This is a genomic window from Robertmurraya korlensis NBRC 107688 (assembly GCF_001591645.1).
In the GTDB taxonomy this organism is placed as follows: domain Bacteria; phylum Bacillota; class Bacilli; order Bacillales; family Cytobacillaceae; genus Robertmurraya_A.
On record NZ_BCVH01000002.1, the window covers coordinates 1 to 18438 of the forward strand.

An 18438-nucleotide genomic window follows, 5' to 3' on the forward strand; every position below is an offset into this window, starting at 1 on the left:
TGGGCTATAGCCAAGCGGTAAGGCAACGGACTTTGACTCCGTCATGCGTTGGTTCGAATCCAGCTAGCCCAGTAAGAAAAGCGGAGAAAGCTTGCTCAGCCCCGACAGGCATAAGACGAATCTCGCAGGAAGGCCTGCCTTCTGGAGAGATTTGGCTTATGGCCACGAGGGGCTAGCTTTCGTAGCTAGACAAAGAAAAGCAGAAGCGCCTGTTTAGCAACATAATATCTAGACATAGAAAAAAGGGAGGACAGAGGTCCTCCCTTTTTCATTGTTAGCTACTCTTCTTAATCATTTTTTTATTGGCGATGCTCTTTAAAGCATCAGGATTGTAACCGACCACTAACTTTTTTCCATCTGTTACGATCGGTCGTTTTAGCAATCTTGGTTCCTCAATAAGCATATTAATTACTTGTGAAAGTGTCAGATCATTTACGTCCTGATTCAAACTTTTAAATATTTGACTTCTTGTTGCAAGTAATTCATCCAATCCCTCTGTTGTAAGTGAGAGCATTTCTACAAGCTCCTTACTAGTAGGTGTGCTTTTAAATAAATGTCTTTCTTCAAATTCCACTGCATTTGATGTTAGCCACTTTTTCGTTTTTCGACAAGATGTACAACTTGGATAAGTGAAAAATATAATATCATTCATCCTTTTCCCCGCCTTTGGAAGTGATTTCATTAATCTGTTAAACATATTTTAACCTTTTGTATAACTTTTGTATAGATATATGTTCAATATTTCGCCAACAAGTTGTGAACATTTTATAAACTTATAGTGAATACAGTTTTTACTACCGCCGCCTGTATTATAATGGAATAAATTTAAGGAGATCCCGAGAGGTGTGGCAAACATGGAACAAACATTAAAGATAACCAATGTATTATCGGACCCAACTCGTTATTACATTTATCAGTACGTAACGAAAAGACATCAAGAAGTTACCGTTCAAGAAATTGCAGACAATTTTAATATTCATCCGAACGTAGCAAGACTACATCTATCTAAGCTTGAAGATGTCAATATGCTGATCTCGGAAACCAAGAAGACAGGAAAAGGTGGTAGGCCTAGTAGGTTATACCGTTTGTCAGATGATGTCATCCAGTTAAACTTTCCGTTCCGGGACTATCAATTACTTGCTAAAATCACTATGGAGTCTATGCTATCTCTCGGAGAAGAAGGTCACAAAGTGTTGCGCTTGACTGGGAAAAGATTTGGCAAGGAAATGATTGAACAAGAAATGGCCAGACAGCACCATGGGGATTTCCCAACGTTTGAACAAAAGTTAAACACATTAAAAAATGCTGCAACAATGGCTGGCTTCTATCCTGAATTTGAAGTGAGTGAAGACCAGACACGTATATATTTTCAAATTTTCAACTGTCCATTTAAAGAAATCGCGGCCGAGCATCCAGATGCCGTTTGTGAAACACATCACGAATTCCTAAAAGGAATGTTCGAATCGCTCTTTACGGATGTTGAGTTAGTTGAGAAGCAAAACCTAATTAATGGCTGCGATGCATGCGCTTATCAAGCATTAATCACGAATTAAAAAGCAAACTCCTGTTTACTTTTTCATAGCGTTTACATTATAATATTGTAAGGTAAGGGACTTGTAGGGTGAAAAGGAGGGATCATATGGATCGTATGTTTAGAGTAATGGGGTTTTGGACAGGTATTTTTGCTGTTATGTTCTACCTAGGGCATATGCCACAAACATCATTGCTATTCTTTGGTCAAACGGGGTTTTTCATTCTGTTAAGCTACCTAAAGCTTTCTGAACGTATGTATATTTATATTTTCGGTGCCTATTTAACAGTATTCTTCGTTGGCTTTACATACTGGACAACATTTATGATGACACCAGGTGCTGGCGGACATTAATAGGAACGAAACCTCTTGAAATGATAAAGAGGAAGAAGCGATGGAATCTTTCCATCGCTTTTTATTATATAGAAAACTTATTTGATACATTTTTGGATTGAATGACTACTTGAAAATGGCTACTCATTCCACCAGGAGTAATTAAACTGCGGATTGCTCGATTCCGCTTACTTTGCTCCGAAAATGGGTTTGGATCGTAATGATCTTTCAACAAATCTAAGATACCGATTTCTAAAAAGAATTCATCTTGTCTCATAAATTGTTCTAATGTGAGGTCATACTTTTCCCCGATTTTAATAAAAGGATCCCATTGTACATGAGAGGTGATATCCATCTCGCCTGGATTAGCAAGAAGATTTGTTATCATTTGATGCCTCAAATATCCCCTTAAGCTTCCTTGTGATCGAGCGGGCTCTTCCCATTCAGAGTCTGTATAACCGTAGTCAACCGATAGAATGATTCCTGAATCGATTACGCTAGAAACCTCCCTAATGAAATCAACCATTGCTACTGGTACTTCTACTCGCTTGTGTTCTCCGAGGTCCCGCATAAATTCTGTTACGTAGGAACGAACTCTGTTATTCGTTAGTGGTACTAACACCTCTTTAAAGTCATCATTTTCTACCGTAATCATCACTTCATATAGAGTACTATTTTTCTTTTCGATCACATGGACTGGAAGGGCATCGTATAGCTCATTTGAAAACATCATTCCACGAAAGCCTTTAAGCTTATTCAAGCTATCAATTATTTTTATTTCCTCATCACCGATTCCTTTTTGTAAAAGTTCCTGATGAAAAGGGCTTGTCTCTAAAACATAATACGTTATAGGATCGTTCGTTAACAGCTTCCATTCTTCCAAAAATGCATGTGCAAATCTCCCCGTACCTGCCCCCATTTCACAAACATTGGCAGGTGCAACTCCATTGGATACTTGATTATAGTACCATCTAGCAACTAACTGTCCATAAATATTACCTATATTACTGGTTGTTATAAAATCACCTTGCCGGCCGACCTTCTCCCGAGCTTTCATATAATAACCACACTCCGTATCGTACAAGGCAGTGGATATATAATCTGCATAGGAGATTTGTTGATGTTTGGATGAAGTAATCATTTCTACTATTTTTTTCTTCACTCGCATCTCCCTACTTTATTCTATTGACACAGTTTTTATTTTGTAATATGGTCTTTAAGTAATCATCCCTCCCAAAGAAGGAATGAAAAATCCCTATAAAAGACCCTTCTCATGTTGAGTAGGGTCTTTTCATTTGTTAAAAACCATTTAAAAACGGATTGGCATCCATTTCGTCACCGATAGTAGTTGTAAATCCATGTCCTGGCAATACTAGTGTTTGCTCAGGAAGTACAAGTAATTTATTATGAATACTCTTAATTAGTTGCTCATGATTTCCGCCAGGTAGGTCAGTTCTCCCAATGCTTTGTTGAAACAGTGCATCACCTGAAATGACGAACTCTGCTTCTTTAAAGTAAAAAGAGACGCTGCCTGGAGAGTGTCCAGGCGTCTCAAACACGGATAGAGTAAAGTCACCAATGGTTAATGTTTCTTCCTTATCAAAGAAAACAATTGCTGGATTTACAGATGTAGACACTGGCATCATAAAGAATTTCGAACCATTTAATGACGGATCTCCTAACCAATTTTCTTCCTTTTTATGTATGTATACAGGTACACGATAATGATCTCTAATTATGTCCACTGCTCCAATATGGTCAAAATGAGCATGTGTCAAAAGAATCGCTTGTGGTACTACTTTTCTCTTTTCAAGTAATTGAATTAGTTTTTTCCCTTCATCACCCGGGTCAATAACAAGGCAATGATTTCCTTCGGTTACGATATAACTATTTGTTTGTAACGGACCAAGGGGAACCTGTTCCCACTTCATACCAATTCCTCCATCTCCATTTTAATCTTAAGAATATTTTACACTAGTTTTACGGAAAGGAGAAATATTGGTCAAAGATTTGAAGTCAAGAAAGTGTCACTTTTAGACCTCGACAAATGTGATAAAAACCGCTACAATAAAATACGAATGTAAACACTTACGTTACATAGGATACTGAATATGCATGAAATGATAAAAGGCATTTGTCTTTACCATTTGATAAAGGGGGCTGTCAAAGTGGGATTGGTCATTATATTTGCTTTAGTAACATTGCTAGCAGCATACGGAGCATTTAGTTCACTAAAAAACAAAAATTTCCTCGGGTTATTTTTTGCTGTAGGAACTTTAGCAATTTTCGGTTTCTTTACGGTGATGACTGTTATTCACCATGGATATCCAGCAGCGCACTAAAATGATTGCGAGGCAATAGGAAGGACTGTGAAATATTTTTTTCACAGTCCTTTTTATTGCTCTTTCAATTCTAATTTCTGTTCCTTTTCAAGGATAAGAAGGTTTTCAAAGCTATAGCCATACAAACACATCGTTCCGTTTGGCGAGCAACTAATCGGTTCATTTACTAAGTTTTCCATTACTACAAGCTCCTCACCTGAATTAACGGAATGCTTAATAAGGTCGAACTCCCCTTCATAGTTGTCTAACTCTGTACTATATTCTGGTTTAAATGTAAGGAAAACATCAGAATTCCTTTCGTAATCATAAAAAGGGACAAACCATCCTGAATAATTGGACAGCTGCGGCAATAACAATTGAGATTTCATTTGAAAGTCTTGGTCAAAAAATGTGTAGTTGCCTACCGCTGATTCCTCGCTTTGGTTAATCGTTATTGTAAGGGTGTGCTTTGGAAAAACATCTACTTGATAGACATCCTTCATAACATCATTACTAACCTTACTATTAATATTGTATTTTTTTAGCGGAGCTGACAGCGATGGACTGTCTGTGCGCCAATCTAAATACAACAGTTCGTTTACATTACTCCAATACGCAAATGGTTGAGGAATGTTAACTTGCGCAAGTGTATTATTGCTTATATCCAATGTATAGGTGTGATACTGCCATTCTTCTGTAAAACTCGTTATTAGCAGCAAATTTTCGTTATACTCATTCCATTCAATGGCCAATTCATTTGAAGGAATCTCAGAGGATAATATCATTTTTCCATTAGACGAGATAACCGTTACCAAGCCTGTACTTGAATTAGGTGAAGAATGGATCAGTATGCTGTTTTTCGTAGGGCTTATCATTACTGACACGATAGAATAAACACTTGAATACAACAAAGTAGATTGACCCTCGACTAAATCGTAGGAATATAAAGCTGAACCCTCACTAGTTTCGGTTACATACAATATCGTTTGATTATCTAACCAACCACTAGCAGTATAAAAGCTTCCCTCTATTTCTTTGATTGGCAGTATGATCTCTGCACCAGTAAATGATAGAGGAATTTCCTTCTTTTTTAACTCATTATTATGTAACGACTGAGGTAAGCTGTTTGGTTTGCTTTCCTTACTGCACCCAAATAATAGAACTATACAAAGAAGGAAAAGAATGAGATAAAGTGCCTGTTTAGTTTTTACTGAAAACACTATTCTTTTCCTCCTTAAAGACAATTAAATTTATTTTACCCTTCTCTTATGCAGTGAACAAGTAAAAACTTTCCTAAACATACATAGCAGCTAAAAAAATCCCTAACATCTCATGGTAGATCTTTCTATATTGTGAAAGCGGAAGAGGATTGATTCCTTTTCCAAGTTCAATCGTAAATCCAGCTTGTTTGAACTCTTGAATAAACCAGTCTTTGTACCCTGCATGGCTGTCGATATACTGCACAGAACGATAGCCACTAACACGTTCGAATTCTTTAGCTATTGAATGAGCCTCCCCTGGTTCTAACCCCTCATATCCCCAGTAAAACTCTTCTCCTTGTGTATGAAATGCCAAGAGCCGGTGAAATTTTCTCTCTTTGGCCAGTTTAGCCATTGCGATTGCCTCAGGTTCTGTTAGAGGCTCATTGCCAGGGAAATCTCTGGCTGCCGGAGACTTAGGTGTTTTTCTCTCCTTTTCAATTTCCCATTTAGCTGGAAACTGATTATTCAGATCCACTCCTCGAATATTTGCTTTCCACCCGACGAAATCACTGCTTCCACCGTTAAACCTAATTAAATCCTCTAACTCACTTTCTAACGGTCCATGTAGAACCAAATCAACACCATCCGGATTAACCATTGGTACGATTGATAACTCTATACGATTATACAGGGCCTGAATATCAAGTCCTCTAATTGTTCTGTGGTTTGTTAATGCTAGTAGAAAGGTATTAACTAGCTGCAGAAGAATCGGGGTAGTAATCCATTCATTCGCATGAAAAGAAGCATTGAAATGTAATTTTAAATCGCCCCTCCCCAATCGAAGTTCATGGATTGGCTTTCCACGAACACTTTGCCCAATTGTGCTTATTGAAATAAAAGGATACTTATCAACAAGCTTTTTTATATCTGTTTCAAGCTGAGCCGAATCATAAAATGTCTGTCCATGTATGACCGGTTTGATGATTCGCTTTGGAAGATAAACAACTTCCCCTTGCTCAAGGGTATTTGGATTTCGCTTCTGATTGACTAACAATAATGCATCGATGGAGAGATTATAGTCGATAGCAAGTCTCCAAAAAGCATCGTTTTGACCAATACTACGTGTTTCTAGCTCAAAACCCGGGATTTGTATTGTTTGCCCTTTTTCAAGGGGCATATTATTTGTAAGTTGATTAGCCTCTAGTATCAATTGCATTGGTAACATAAACAAATGACTATAATAGTCCAATGAGTCTCCAGTCCGTACCTTAACTTTCAAAGACCATCATCTCCTTCCTTTATCGATTCATATGAAGAAGATGAAAAAAGATTCCTAGAAAGAGTAGGGAAAATGAAGCTATAATAAAAAGCCTACAAAGTAGGCTTCTCTTTGATTACTTCTTTGTATCCTTTTTGACATTTCCCGTTTTTTCATAAAAACGAAGCAAATCTCCGTAAACAATCTTATCAGAGTATTCAAGCTCATTTTTTGCTTTTTCCATATATGGCTCGCAAGCATTGGCAGAATCTGTTGCTTCCCCAGTTGATTTGTCGTAACATGTGCCTTTTGTGTAAACATAATCCTTTGTGATAAAGCTTCCATCACGAAGTGCCGTAAACTCAGTATAGTCTTTAGAAAACAGATCAGAACCAAAATCAATATTTTGCTTCGTATCAATTCCAAGTAAATGTAGAATCGTAGGTTTTAAATCAACCTGCCCTGATACATTATGAATCACCTTTCCTTCTTGACCAGGAATGTGAATGATTAATGGAACTCTTTGAAGCTGAGTACTCTCAAAAGGTGTTATTTCTTTGCCTAAAAACTCACCCATTGTCTTATTATGATTTTCAGATATACCATAATGATCACCATAAAGGATAATAATTGAATCCTCGTACAAGCCACTTTCCTTTAAATCCTCTATAAAAAGTTTTAAAGCTTCATCTTGGTAACGGACTGTTGGAAAATAATTATTTACTGTTTTATTAGAAGAATCATAAGGTTGTATAAACAAATCTTCCTCGCCAAGCTCAAATGGGAAGTGATTAGTTAGAGTGATAAATTTTGAGTAAAACGGTTTAGGCATACTCTTTAAATGATCAACAGATTGTTCGAAAAAAGGAATGTCCTTGAGTCCCCATCCAATCGAATTTGCCTCATTAACTTCGTAATCACCAAGTGCATAGAATCTTGAATAGCCTAATGAATCATACATTAAATCGCGATTCCAAAAGCTTTTGTTATTTGCATGAAGAGAAGCTGTATAGTAACCATTTTCCTTTAAGATTTCTGGTGTCGCTCGATACTCATTTTCTGAATGGGTAAAGAATACTGCCCCGCGGCTTAACCCGTATAGAGAATTTTCAACGATAAACTCAGAATCTGACGTTTTCCCTTGTGCAGTTTGGTGATAGAAGTTATCAAAATAATAACTTTCCTTAATAAATTGATTCAGGAATGGAGTAATTTCTTGCCCATTCACTTCCTCATTGATCACAAAGCTTTGGGTTGATTCCATAGAAATAAGAATCACATTTTTCCCTTTGGCAATTCCAAACATGTCATCACTCGGACGCTTGTAATTTGCCCGAACATAGTTTTCAATATCGACCAATTCACTACCGTCTGCTAGTGCTCTTTGTGCAGACGATTTTGACTGTAAAAAGGCATCATAAATATGGTAATTGTATGTTCCAATATTTTTAACAAGCATTTCCCTGTCAAATGTACGAGTAAGAAGTTGTGGTCGCTCAGCTTCAGCCAAACCTAAATTAAAAAATGCAATGGCGGTAGTGAATAAAAAATACGCACTTATCACTACTTTATTACGGTCCCTCAGCTCATTTAATACTGGTTTTCTTAGGATAAATGCAACAATCAGAAAAAAGTCAGTGAAATATAACAGGTCCTTCCACTCTAAAAGCTCATTTACACTGCTTCCCAAGTCTGCCATATTACTAGTTTGAAACAATACTGGTATCGTTAAGAAGTCATTAAAGAAACGATAAAATACAACGTTACCGAACAACACGGCTGACATAAGGAAACTTGTAAAAATAATGAATCGATTTTGGCTTTTTCCCTTTAAAAACAAGCCAATACCAAAGACAAACATTAGGAAACTCAACGGGTTTATAAATAAAATAAACTCTTGTCTCCAGTTTTCAATTTTAATATCAAAGCTAGTTTTATAGACTATATACGTTTTTATCCAGAGCAATACGATTGCAATAGCAATCAAAGGAAACTTTGACCATTTCAACTTGTTCATGCAGCTGGTACCTCCTGTATCTTCGGTCAATGGTATATTTTGGTAGAATCATAGTTAACCAAAAATAATCTTAACCCTTTTTTAACGAAAAATCAAACTCATCATTAAATTAGTGATTTATAATGTTAAATTAACTGAACTCCATATTACCCTAATAATAGACGAATGAAACCTAAAATAGTTTCAACTTTGTCCATTTTTTTATTTCAGCACTAGCCAAAAAAGAGCCTTCTACTTTTTATCGTAGAGGCCCTTTCCTAATTATTTGCTTACATAATCCCTTATTAACCAAGCTGCTCCAATAACACCTGCGTCATTACCAAGTGTCGCAACAGCGATTTTTGTTGATTCCTTCACTCTCGAAAAGGCGTATTTCTCAAAGTTTTGACGAACACTGTCTAACAAAATATCTCCTGCTTTTGAAACTCCTCCACCTAAAACAATCTTTTCTGGGTTAAGTGAGTTTGCAATATTCGCTAATGCTAGTCCAAGGTGGAAACTTACTACCTCAATAATTTCCTTTGCAAGTACATCTCCATTTCTTGCACTATCAAAAATATTCTTGGCTGTAATGGTTCCCTCTTCACGATAAATGGAGGCTAGTTCTCCACCGGAATCTTGCAGGGCATGTAACTTTTCTTTACCTATTCGAACAATTCCTGTGGCTGAAGCGATGGTTTCTAGGCAACCTGTTTTGCCACAATTACATGGCGCGCCTCCAACAGGGATAGAAGTGATGTGACCAATTTCACCAGCAGCTCCACTAACCCCTTGGACGATATGTCCGTTAGCGATGACTCCTCCACCAACTCCTGTACCTAATGTGACAGCAACAATATCCTTCCCACCATTTCCTGCACCCTTCCACATTTCACCTAGGGCAGCACAGTTTGCATCATTATCAATCACAGCAGGTAAAGAAGTTTCCACCTCTAATAAATCCTTTAAAGGATAGTTATCATCCCAGCCTAAGTTTACTACGTTATAGACAATTCCTGTTGAATAATCCACCGGACCAGGCGCACCCATCCCAATCCCAGCAAGCTTACTTTTTGGCTGATCTAACTCTTCAAGCGCTTGATCGATGGCTTTCGCAATATTAATCGTAATATTTTTCCCTTTATTGCTGTTATCAGTAGGGATTTCCCATTTTTTTAAAATTTCACCATATTGATTTATAAAAGCAAGCTTTGTTGTTGTTCCTCCTAAATCTACCCCAACCAACCACTTATCTGACATACTCACACCTACTCCTCTTTATTGTTCATTAGTTGAATTTCATGACGGATAATAAATACTGCCGTTTGAAAGTCCTGCTCTTCAATCAACTGTGATTGATATAATTCCTTCAACTCTTCCTCCATCAACTCTAAATCAGCCAGACGGTCACCAACATAAATAATGGTCCCAAACTTTTTTAAGAATTGTTGAATATCATATGTATTTTTCATCTAATTACCTCAAGATACTTAATTGTGAAAGCCTGTACAAACGCTTTCATAAAAAGTATAATCGAAAACCGCACATTACTCAATACTACAAAAAAATATGCCTTTCTAAAAAGAAAGGCATGCATTATCTATCAGGATCTTGGGGATTTAAAACTTCAGGTCTCTTACTTTTTAACGGGATTGGAGAGCGAATAAGAACATCTTTTAGTGCTTTCACATCAAATGGGATAAACGGCCATAGATAGGGAACACCAAAAGACTTCATATTAGCGAGTAAAAGAATAAGTAACATGGTCCCTACCACAAACCCAATGGTATGGAATATAGCTGTGAAAATTAACAAACAAAGTCTTACTAATCTTGTCGCTAAGCTTAACTCATAGCTTGGTGTTGCAAATGTTCCTAGTGCAGCAATAGAGAAATATAATATAACCTCATTACTCAATAATCCGACTTCTACAGCAACCTGTCCGATCATCAGGGCCGCTACAAGACCAAGTGCAGTCGCTAAAGCCGAAGGGGTGTGAATGGCAGCCATCCTCAGCACGTCTAGCCCAATTTCAATTAGTAGAAACTGTAAAAAGAGCGGTATTTGTCCCATCTCGTTTGGGCCGATAAAGGAAATAGCCTTTGGCAACAATTCTTTATTCGTCGCTAATAAATACCATAATGGTAATAAAAAGATGGATGACCAAACTGCGATAAAACGAACGAGTCTAAGATATGCACCAACAATCGGCTTATTTCGGTACTCTTCTGCATGCTGCAGATGATGCCAAAAGGTAACCGGGGTAATGATAACACTTGGTGATCCATCAACGATAATACAGACATGACCCTCATATAAGTGTGCAGCGGCTGTATCCGGCCTTTCTGTATATCGAATGACGGGAAATGGGTTCCAATGTCTACCTGACAAATATTCCTCAATCGTTTTGTCGGCCATCGGTAAGCCATCGGTATCTATTTTTGATAGTGAATCTTTTAACTGCTTAACCATATGGGGATCGGCTATGTCCTCAATATAACTAATTACAATATCCGTTTTTGATCTTCTGCCAACCTGCAAGTATTCCATACGTAACGTTCGATCTCTAACTCTTCTTCGGGTAAGGGCTGTATTAAAAACGAGTGTCTCTACAAATCCATCTCTTGCTCCTCTAACTACCCTTTCAATATCCGGCTCTTGAGGCCCACGAACTGGATATGTTCTTGCATCAATCAAAATGGCTGTTGGTATTCCATCTACAAGAAGAGCTGTAGGGCCCGCTAATACTGTGTCAGCAACCTTATCTAAATCGTCGGTAGTTTCTACTTCTACATAAGGAATATACGTTTTTAACAAGGCACTAAGTGCATCAGGCTCGAGCTGTTCCTTCTTTAGATCTGCTAATAGCTTCATTAAGTAATGAAGAATATCGTCTTTAACAAAGCCATCAACAAAATAAAACGCCATTTCCCTCTCTGCGTACTTAACATCTAATTGAATCACATCAAAACTTTTATCAACACCAAGGGCGTCCTTTAAATAACCTGTATTTTTATGTAGTTCTGAACTTACCTTTTGTTTTGCTGCTTCCATAGTGTCCACCTCGTTCAATTGAAGAGCTTACTCCAAACATTTCCATGCATACTTCAACATCTTTGACATACAGGAAAAAAAACATACTCTAACAATTGAAAAAGGTGACGTCATTATGACATCACCATGGAAAGTACTATTAATTATTTACTCCTGTAATTTGTCTATAAGGCTTTGGTACTCCTCACGACTTGGTGCAAGCTCTGCTGCTTTTTGGACATATTTAAGTGAATCCTCTCTATTTCCTAATTCATAATAAATAAGCGAAAGATTATAGAATGCTTCGTGGAAATTCTTATCAAGTTCAATTGCCCTCTGTAGATGCTTTTCCGCTGAGGATAGGTCGTTTTTTTTGATTTCAACATAAGAAAGCTGAAAAAATAATTCTGCATCCGGTTGATGAGTTTGAACGGCGTTATTTAATAAATCATAAGCTTTATCATAGTTCTCATCCTGAAGATAGATCTGAGACAAAACCATCACCGACTGTGTATCGATAATTTCCTCTGGATTTGTATATCCATACCATAACAAACTGCCCATTCCTACAACGGTTAGTAATAAAAACAAAGCCTGCCGAAACCATTTTTTTTGTTTTGGAAAATGAACGATGGCTGTTGCCAGAAAGCCTCCTACTAAACCACCAAGATGACCAGCGTTATCAATTCCTGGAATCGTAAAACCGAGTGACAGGTTAATAGCAATGACCACTAGGACATTAAATCCCATCGTCCGAAAAAATAGCGAACGATAGTTAAGTCCGAAGTATAAAAGAGCACCAAAGCAGCCAAATATCGCACCACTTGCACCCGCTGAAAGACTTGTACTGAATAAAAAACTGGCCAGTGACCCACTAAAACCAGCCACTAAGTATATAAAAAGAAATCTCAGCCGTCCATAGATTCTTTCAATTGTAGTCCCAAGATAGTACAAAGCCAATGTATTCATAAACAAATGAATGAAACCGATATGAAGTAAAATAGGCGTTAAAAATCTCCACCACTCTCCCTCTAGAATGAGCGGATTGAATTTCGCGCCGTACTTAATGAGGGTGGCTGTATTGGTACTTCCCCCTTTTAATTCAAGAAAAAGAAATGCAGCAATTTGGAACACAATGAATACATATGTAAAAAAGGGTTTTCCATACTCAAACATCGATTTTTCTATTTTTATACGTTCAATCGCTTTTTCTAGAGTAGCATTTTTTAGGACCTCAATCTCATCAAGAGAATACTCCTCCTTGCTTTCGAAAGGCACTTCCTCATTGAACACCTGCTCTAAGTCAGATAGTACTCTATTATATGAATCTCTAGTAATAACCTTTGTTGTTAGGTTTGTTTTCAGGAGCTTTTGTTCTGTAAGTAAGAACTCATAGTCATCGACTGGTGGATAGGCTGATACATATATATTTAATACATTTGCCTCCCCACGAATAAACTGGCGTCGGATTGCATCACCGTTGTTCCCCGTGTTTTCTATATCCCGAGCAAGCCAATTGCTCCAGTCCAAATCGACCCGTCGAAGCCGAATAATCGGTACCTGCTTATTCTCTACTTTTTCAAACCACAATTCCTGCTGTGAAGTTGAGGACCTTAACAATCGATATTCTTTTTTATGGATAAGAAAATGTGCAAGCTTCCAAAATAAATAATCTTCTAATTTATCCAAGCTTCCCCCTCATTCCTTTACAAACGTATACTCACATTATATATGAGACATAAAAAAGACCAAAGCATCATGCACTTTGGTCTTTTTTATTAATAGGCAGGACGTCCGGAGAATACCGTTTTTGTCATTAGATTTCGAACAAACGGTACATTCATTAAGGAACGAACAACCATTCTCCTGATCATTGGACTACCAAGTACGATATTAACCAACCGAAAACGATTTTTATAAGCGTAATAACCACCAATACCAACTATTACCATCGAAAATAAGCGTGACATCATCATCCCTCCTACCTATAGTTTGAAACGCCATTTTCATTTTTATCCATGATAATTGAAAATCATTTTACGATATTGATGACAGGTTCCATTGCTTTTTTCAGTACTTTCACAGAGTGAGCAAACTTTACCTTCTCTGTTTCATCTAAGTCTAAATGGATTACTTCTCTAATCCCATTTCTGTTTACTATTGCAGGTACTCCTATGTAAACATCTTTTTGATCGTATTCCCCATCGAGATAGGCTGACACAGTAAGAACTGAGTTTTCATTTTGCAAGATTGCCTTTGTTACACGAACTAAGCCCATCGCAATTCCATAAAAAGTCGCACCTTTTCTCTCAATAATATGATACGCTGCATCCCTAACATTATGAAATAGCTCTTCTAAATCCTCCTGCTTATACTCACTATCTTTCTTGATCCATTGGGAAATAGGAAGGCCAGCAATATCAGCTCGACTCCACACAGGAAGTTCTGTATCACCATGTTCACCGATTATATAAGCATGAACATTCCTCGTGTCCACATGAAAATAATCTCCTAGAAGATAGCGGAATCTCGCTGTATCAAGAATTGTACCCGAGCCAATTACTCTCTCCTTAGGTAGCCCAGAAAATTTCCAAACTGCATATGTTAAAATATCAACAGGATTTGTAGCAACTAAAAAAATACCGTCGAAGGAGTTTGCCATAACTTGCTCAACAATTCCTTTGAATATTCGTGTGTTCTTTTCGACTAAATCTAATCTTGTTTCACCCGGCTTTTGGTTTGCTCCTGCACAAATGACAACTAAATCAGCATCTTTACAATCACTGTAATCACCGAACCATATTTTCGTCGGACTTGGTGCAAAAGGTAGCCCATGATTTAAATCCATGGCATCCCCTTCTGATTTTTCCTTATTTAAATCAATTAGTACTAACTCTTCCGTTACCCCCTGGTTTAACAGTGCAAATGCATAGCTGGAACCTACAGCACCAGTTCCAATAAGAGCTACACGATTAACATGATTTTTCATTTCATTCCCTCCTTAGTTCATACTTATGGTTTCCCCAATTAAGTATTTTCATGACCTAATGCATCAACAATATAGCAATTGCAGGTGCAAAGCCAGAAATAAAGTTAACAACGTCATTGTTAAAAAATGTTCTCCCTCTAATTAGAGATGTTCTTCTTTGACAATGACTTACTTTCTCTGTTTCCACTCCACAGCTAGAACACATATATACGGCTTGTACATAAGCTCCAAGGAAGGTATCTATGACATTCCCCAAAAATCCAAAGATAAAAATCACCCACAGCTCGGATAGTTCTAAATGAAATAAAACATAGGATGTTATAGCAATGACAAGAGCACCCATTACCGCTGCCATAGTCCCTAGAAGGCTAACTGCTCCCGACGTTCCTCTTTCAACAACTGAGAAAGTACGGACTGAGTAAGGCCTTTTCTTACTTAGTATGCCAATTTCTGATGCCCACGTATCTGAGTTAGAAGTTGCAATAAACACGCAAAAAGCAATAAGCAAACTATCAGTTTGGAAAAATCCATATAAAATACTGATTAGTGCTGCCATCCCACCATTAGCCAATACTTGTTGATAATCCCTTCTAGACCCCTTCTCATGCTTCTCCTCAGCAACCATCTTGTCTTTTCTCCTGTATACTGACCAAAGACTAGAAGAAGCAAAAAATATCCCAAGTATAATCAATCCTTTCATCCCTATCCCATAGCAAATAAGTAGCCCGATACCTATAGCTGTAACACTTCCTGACTTTGTCAAAAAGTGCAATACATAGCCCAGGATAGCGGCAAAAATAATGAACGACGGTAGTAGGATAGATTCAATCAATACTTATTACCTCCCCAGGGGTAATAAGCTTTTTTACGGGAATATCATGTAATTCTATAGGAAGGGTAGAAACGATTTGTTCTGGAAAAGCCAAAGAAAGAGTCTTACCTTTATAATCAATTAAGAATCGATCATAATAACCACCACCGAAACCTAAACGGTAGCCTTTTGTTGTAAAACCTAAGCCAGGGACAATGACTAAATCTATATCCCCCTTATTTATTTCGACTGTTTTACTGACAATTGGTTCTAGTAATCCGAAAAAGACAGATTCTAATTCTTCAAAAGAATGGATTATATGAAAAGTCATTGTATGAGTACTAGTATGACATTTTGGAACAACAATTGTTTTTCCTGTTCTCCAGGCTTCACGAATGATGGGGTATGTATCCACTTCAGGGGATCTTGAAATCGTAATTGCAATCGTGTTCGCGTACTTCCACTCCTCTGTACCGAATAAATGAGTAGCAATTTGAATAGATTGGTTTTCGTATTGTTGTTGTGGCTTTTGCTGAAGGTCTTGTTGAAGGATTGAACGAAGGAACCTTTTACTAGTCAACGGTATTCCCCCTAGTATTTCAGAATAAGAGTTTATGTAAACACAAAAAAAAGCAGTGGGGATGACCCTACTGCTTATTTTGTTTCACGGTGTAAAGTAACTCGCTTTAATCTTGGGCAATATTTTTTCAGCTCGATACGATCTGGGTTATTGCGCTTATTTTTTGTAGTGATATAGTTACGATCACCAGTTTCAGTGCAAGCTAATGTAATGTTCACACGCATATTTATCCCTCCAAACTCTATCTGTTCAGACTTGTTCGTTTATTTGTTCATACGACTTTTCTATAATACCACTTTTTATTTTGAAATGCTAGTGTGTTTTTTTAAAATTGTTTCATTAAGATGAAGTAGTAAATTCTTTTCAGTCGCTTGGATCACCCATGCGGTCCCTTTTTTCGAAGATTGAGCAGGGACTTTTACATCGAGTGAAAAAATACTTGCCGATGCTCCCTTGCCCATCGGTTGGTATCTAAGGATTCCCTTTGTTTGATCCGCCCATATTTGCTCAGTCGGGATATTCCAAAGTGGTTGAATGGTCTGCTGAATCGTCCCTTCCTCCGAATGACCGTTCACTAAGAACATCTTTTCACCTGAATGATGAAAAATTACCTTCTCGAGGGGGGACACAAATGAAAGATGCTCGGTCGCTACTTCGTGGTGACGGCTCATAAATAAAAGCTTTAGATTCTTTTCTTCCTCACTATGGTTTCTAACATATACTTGAAATAAACGAACTTTGGAATGGATACTTTCTTCCTTTACATGGATGGAAAGGGACTCAGAGGAGATTAATTTTTCATGTCCATTCGAGATCCAGTGTATTTTCCCCCCTATCCAAATACCTGGTATAGTGGAAAACTGCTTCCTCAAATAAGGAGTGTGCTCAGTTGTTTCCTTTTCCATCGTTACGTACGTATTCGTTATCATACTACACCCCTTGGTATATCATTATTTGGTTACGACATTCATAAGCCATTGCTCGCGCAACTTCAATACTCTCCGCATGTGTATAGATGGTAATACACTCTTCCGTCTCGTATGGAAAAATATATACCCAACGATTATGACTGAAGTAGAGCTGCATTCCTTCTTTTATGTTAATATTCACAGTCTTATCAAGCATACTTTCAATGAGTATTCTAACCATTCGACTTTTTAGTTTAGGCGGGCAATGAACTTTCGTAATAGTCACTATTGCATCAAATGGTATTTTAGTTTCAAGTTTTTCCATGCTGTATTCACTACTTAACTTATCCTCGGCCACGTTCATGGCTTCATTTTCAAAAAAATGAACGGGATTGGTAGAGTCTTCACATTCTATTTTACACTGTGACACTTTTTCTTCAAAAACCTTCCTATTATTGATCATGCTCGAACCCTCTTCAACGACAACAAAGGCAGCAATGACACAGTTTACAATTTGAGAATCCTTATTCATTCGAACACCATCCCATAGAATCGAATCCTCTATGAAACAGTCACTATCAATCAAACAATTATTTCCAATCACAGTATTTGGACCGATGAACGTATTTGAACCAAGATGACAACCTTCACCAATAAGTACTGGACCTTCAAATCTACAAAGTGGGTCGATTACACAATTTGGACCTACCCACACTCCCTTCTTAAACTCCTTGTATCCTCTAGTTCCTATCCAATTCAAAAAGGGTGATAAGTAATCACGGTGAACTTGGTGGTATGTATGAAATTGGCCAATATCAATCCAGTAACCCTCCAGGGTGAAGCTATGAAGCGCAGCATTTTCCTGTAGCAATAGAGGAAATAAATCATGGCTAAAATCAAATTGTCGGTCACTCGGGATATAGTTTAATATGGATGGTTCAACAATATATATTCCTGTATTAATTTGATCACTAAAGATTAAATGCTTAGGTGGCTTTTCTAAAAAATATCGAATTCTCCCTTTTTTATCTTTAATGACAATACCATAATGTTCTGGGTCAGCTAATGGGGTTGTTATTATGGTTAAATCACTTCCTGATTCTTGGTGGAAAGTAACAGCATGATGAAGATCAAATCGATTGACCACATCGGAGGAAATTACAATAAATGTTCCATCAATAAATTCCCTTAATGCTTGAAGACCACCTGCAGTACCCATTGGGGTTTTTTCAAAAAAATAAACAAGCCTTACTCCATATTTGCTCCCGTCACCACAATGTTTTTGTATTTTCGTCGCTAGATGATGGATTGTTATGGCTATTTCAGTTACTCCCTGTGATTTTAACCATGTGATACAGAGATCAATTACAGGAATATTCATAATGGGCACGAGAGGTTTTGGAGTTAACAATGTAAGTGGCGACATCCGGGATCCTTTCCCACCAGCTAATATCACGCCCTTCATCCTTATCTCTC

The 18438-nt window shown here is 37.5% G+C and carries 20 protein-coding genes and 1 tRNA gene; 4 read left to right on the forward strand and 17 right to left on the reverse strand.

Annotated features, from left to right (window positions below):
• Positions 1–72 (forward strand) — tRNA-Gln (locus tag BKO01S_RS04845).
• 202 nt (positions 73–274) lie between these two features.
• Here the strand turns inward: BKO01S_RS04845 and mgsR are convergent.
• Positions 275–652, reverse strand: a complete 378-nt coding sequence (gene mgsR / locus BKO01S_RS04850; RefSeq protein WP_066049614.1) for a transcriptional regulator MgsR — start codon at positions 650–652, stop codon at positions 275–277.
• Between the two features lie 202 nt (positions 653–854).
• Here mgsR and BKO01S_RS04855 point away from each other — a divergent pair, with 202 nt between their 5' ends.
• Together BKO01S_RS04855 and BKO01S_RS04860 are read left to right on the forward strand one after the other, a co-directional pair.
• A complete protein-coding gene (locus BKO01S_RS04855) occupies positions 855–1553 on the forward strand; it encodes a helix-turn-helix transcriptional regulator (RefSeq protein ID WP_066049617.1) in 699 nt (232 codons plus the stop codon).
• An 86-nt stretch (positions 1554–1639) separates the two neighbouring features.
• Positions 1640–1885 (forward strand): DUF2626 domain-containing protein, encoded by a 246-nt coding sequence (locus BKO01S_RS04860; protein WP_066049620.1) that lies wholly within the window; start codon positions 1640–1642, stop codon positions 1883–1885.
• 64 nt (positions 1886–1949) lie between these two features.
• On the opposite strand, the gene BKO01S_RS04865 is transcribed toward BKO01S_RS04860, so the two are convergent.
• Complete coding sequence (locus tag BKO01S_RS04865) at positions 1950–3026, reverse strand: class I SAM-dependent methyltransferase (protein WP_066049623.1); 1077 nt, start codon at positions 3024–3026, stop codon at positions 1950–1952.
• A gap of 136 nt (positions 3027–3162) precedes the next feature.
• Positions 3163–3795, reverse strand: a complete 633-nt coding sequence (locus BKO01S_RS04870) for an MBL fold metallo-hydrolase (RefSeq protein ID WP_066049624.1) — start codon at positions 3793–3795, stop codon at positions 3163–3165.
• A gap of 237 nt (positions 3796–4032) precedes the next feature.
• Between BKO01S_RS04870 and BKO01S_RS23800 the strand changes: the two genes are divergently transcribed.
• Positions 4033–4206 (forward strand): DUF2759 domain-containing protein, encoded by a 174-nt coding sequence (locus BKO01S_RS23800; protein WP_084361969.1) that lies wholly within the window; start codon positions 4033–4035, stop codon positions 4204–4206.
• Positions 4207–4259: 53 nt separating this feature from the next.
• Here BKO01S_RS23800 and BKO01S_RS04875 read toward each other — a convergent pair whose 3' ends face one another.
• The 14 genes from BKO01S_RS04875 to BKO01S_RS04940 all read right to left on the reverse strand — a co-directional run bounded on the left by BKO01S_RS04875 (position 4260) and on the right by BKO01S_RS04940 (position 18427).
• Entirely contained in the window at positions 4260–5405 is a 1146-nt protein-coding gene (locus BKO01S_RS04875; protein WP_066049627.1) for a YqgU-like beta propeller domain-containing protein, read from the reverse strand.
• Positions 5406–5478: 73 nt separating this feature from the next.
• Positions 5479–6666 (reverse strand): M14 family metallopeptidase, encoded by a 1188-nt coding sequence (locus tag BKO01S_RS04880; protein WP_066049630.1) that lies wholly within the window; start codon positions 6664–6666, stop codon positions 5479–5481.
• 115 nt (positions 6667–6781) lie between these two features.
• A complete protein-coding gene (locus tag BKO01S_RS04885) occupies positions 6782–8662 on the reverse strand; it encodes an LTA synthase family protein (protein ID WP_066049633.1) in 1881 nt (626 codons plus the stop codon).
• Positions 8663–8923: 261 nt separating this feature from the next.
• Positions 8924–9901 carry an ROK family glucokinase gene (locus BKO01S_RS04890; protein ID WP_066050545.1) on the reverse strand — a complete coding sequence of 326 codons (978 nt, stop codon included), beginning with the start codon at positions 9899–9901 and terminating at the stop codon, positions 8924–8926.
• An 8-nt stretch (positions 9902–9909) separates the two neighbouring features.
• A complete protein-coding gene (locus BKO01S_RS04895) occupies positions 9910–10113 on the reverse strand; it encodes a YqgQ family protein (protein WP_066049638.1) in 204 nt (67 codons plus the stop codon).
• 124 nt (positions 10114–10237) lie between these two features.
• A complete protein-coding gene (locus tag BKO01S_RS04900) occupies positions 10238–11695 on the reverse strand; it encodes a spore germination protein (protein ID WP_066049641.1) in 1458 nt (485 codons plus the stop codon).
• Positions 11696–11842: 147 nt separating this feature from the next.
• Entirely contained in the window at positions 11843–13363 is a 1521-nt protein-coding gene (locus BKO01S_RS04905; protein WP_066049644.1) for a rhomboid family intramembrane serine protease, read from the reverse strand.
• Between the two features lie 89 nt (positions 13364–13452).
• On the reverse strand, positions 13453–13644 hold the full coding sequence (gene yqgO / locus BKO01S_RS04910; protein ID WP_066049646.1) for a protein YqgO: 192 nt from the start codon (positions 13642–13644) through the stop codon (positions 13453–13455).
• Between the two features lie 62 nt (positions 13645–13706).
• On the reverse strand, positions 13707–14663 hold the full coding sequence (locus BKO01S_RS04915; RefSeq protein WP_066049651.1) for an L-lactate dehydrogenase: 957 nt from the start codon (positions 14661–14663) through the stop codon (positions 13707–13709).
• Positions 14664–14718: 55 nt separating this feature from the next.
• Positions 14719–15495, reverse strand: coding sequence for a DUF92 domain-containing protein (locus BKO01S_RS04920; RefSeq protein WP_066049655.1), 777 nt, complete (start codon positions 15493–15495; stop codon positions 14719–14721).
• Positions 15488–16054, reverse strand: coding sequence for a 5-formyltetrahydrofolate cyclo-ligase (locus BKO01S_RS04925; protein ID WP_066049657.1), 567 nt, complete (start codon positions 16052–16054; stop codon positions 15488–15490). Before BKO01S_RS04925 ends, BKO01S_RS04920 begins: the two co-directional genes overlap by 8 nt.
• A gap of 74 nt (positions 16055–16128) precedes the next feature.
• A complete protein-coding gene (gene rpmG, locus BKO01S_RS04930) occupies positions 16129–16278 on the reverse strand; it encodes a 50S ribosomal protein L33 (protein ID WP_066049658.1) in 150 nt (49 codons plus the stop codon).
• A gap of 75 nt (positions 16279–16353) precedes the next feature.
• Positions 16354–16983: a hypothetical protein gene (locus BKO01S_RS04935; protein WP_066049661.1), complete on the reverse strand. Its 630-nt coding sequence runs from the start codon at positions 16981–16983 to the stop codon at positions 16354–16356.
• A gap of 1 nt (position 16984) precedes the next feature.
• A complete protein-coding gene (locus BKO01S_RS04940; protein ID WP_066049663.1) occupies positions 16985–18427 on the reverse strand; it encodes a nucleotidyltransferase family protein in 1443 nt (480 codons plus the stop codon).
• Positions 18428–18438 lie beyond the last annotated feature (11 nt).

Excerpts from the sequence above, each read along its gene's own strand:
- rpmG (WP_066049658.1), bottom strand. The coding sequence starts at position 16,278 with ATGCGTGTGAACATTACATTAGCTTGCACTGAAACTGGTGATCGTAAC.
- BKO01S_RS04940 (WP_066049663.1), bottom strand. The coding sequence starts at position 18,427 with ATGAAGGGCGTGATATTAGCTGGTGGGAAAGGATCCCGGATGTCGCCA.
- BKO01S_RS04870 (WP_066049624.1), bottom strand. The coding sequence starts at position 3,795 with ATGAAGTGGGAACAGGTTCCCCTTGGTCCGTTACAAACAAATAGTTAT.
- BKO01S_RS04890 (WP_066050545.1), bottom strand. The coding sequence starts at position 9,901 with ATGTCAGATAAGTGGTTGGTTGGGGTAGATTTAGGAGGAACAACAACA.
- mgsR (WP_066049614.1), bottom strand. The coding sequence starts at position 652 with ATGAATGATATTATATTTTTCACTTATCCAAGTTGTACATCTTGTCGA.
- BKO01S_RS04935 (WP_066049661.1), bottom strand. The coding sequence starts at position 16,983 with ATGATAACGAATACGTACGTAACGATGGAAAAGGAAACAACTGAGCAC.
- BKO01S_RS04860 (WP_066049620.1), top strand. The coding sequence starts at position 1,640 with ATGGATCGTATGTTTAGAGTAATGGGGTTTTGGACAGGTATTTTTGCT.
- BKO01S_RS04885 (WP_066049633.1), bottom strand. The coding sequence starts at position 8,662 with ATGAACAAGTTGAAATGGTCAAAGTTTCCTTTGATTGCTATTGCAATC.
- BKO01S_RS04900 (WP_066049641.1), bottom strand. The coding sequence starts at position 11,695 with ATGGAAGCAGCAAAACAAAAGGTAAGTTCAGAACTACATAAAAATACA.
- BKO01S_RS04915 (WP_066049651.1), bottom strand. The coding sequence starts at position 14,663 with ATGAAAAATCATGTTAATCGTGTAGCTCTTATTGGAACTGGTGCTGTA.
- BKO01S_RS04855 (WP_066049617.1), top strand. The coding sequence starts at position 855 with ATGGAACAAACATTAAAGATAACCAATGTATTATCGGACCCAACTCGT.
- yqgO (WP_066049646.1), bottom strand. The coding sequence starts at position 13,644 with ATGTCACGCTTATTTTCGATGGTAATAGTTGGTATTGGTGGTTATTAC.
- BKO01S_RS04895 (WP_066049638.1), bottom strand. The coding sequence starts at position 10,113 with ATGAAAAATACATATGATATTCAACAATTCTTAAAAAAGTTTGGGACC.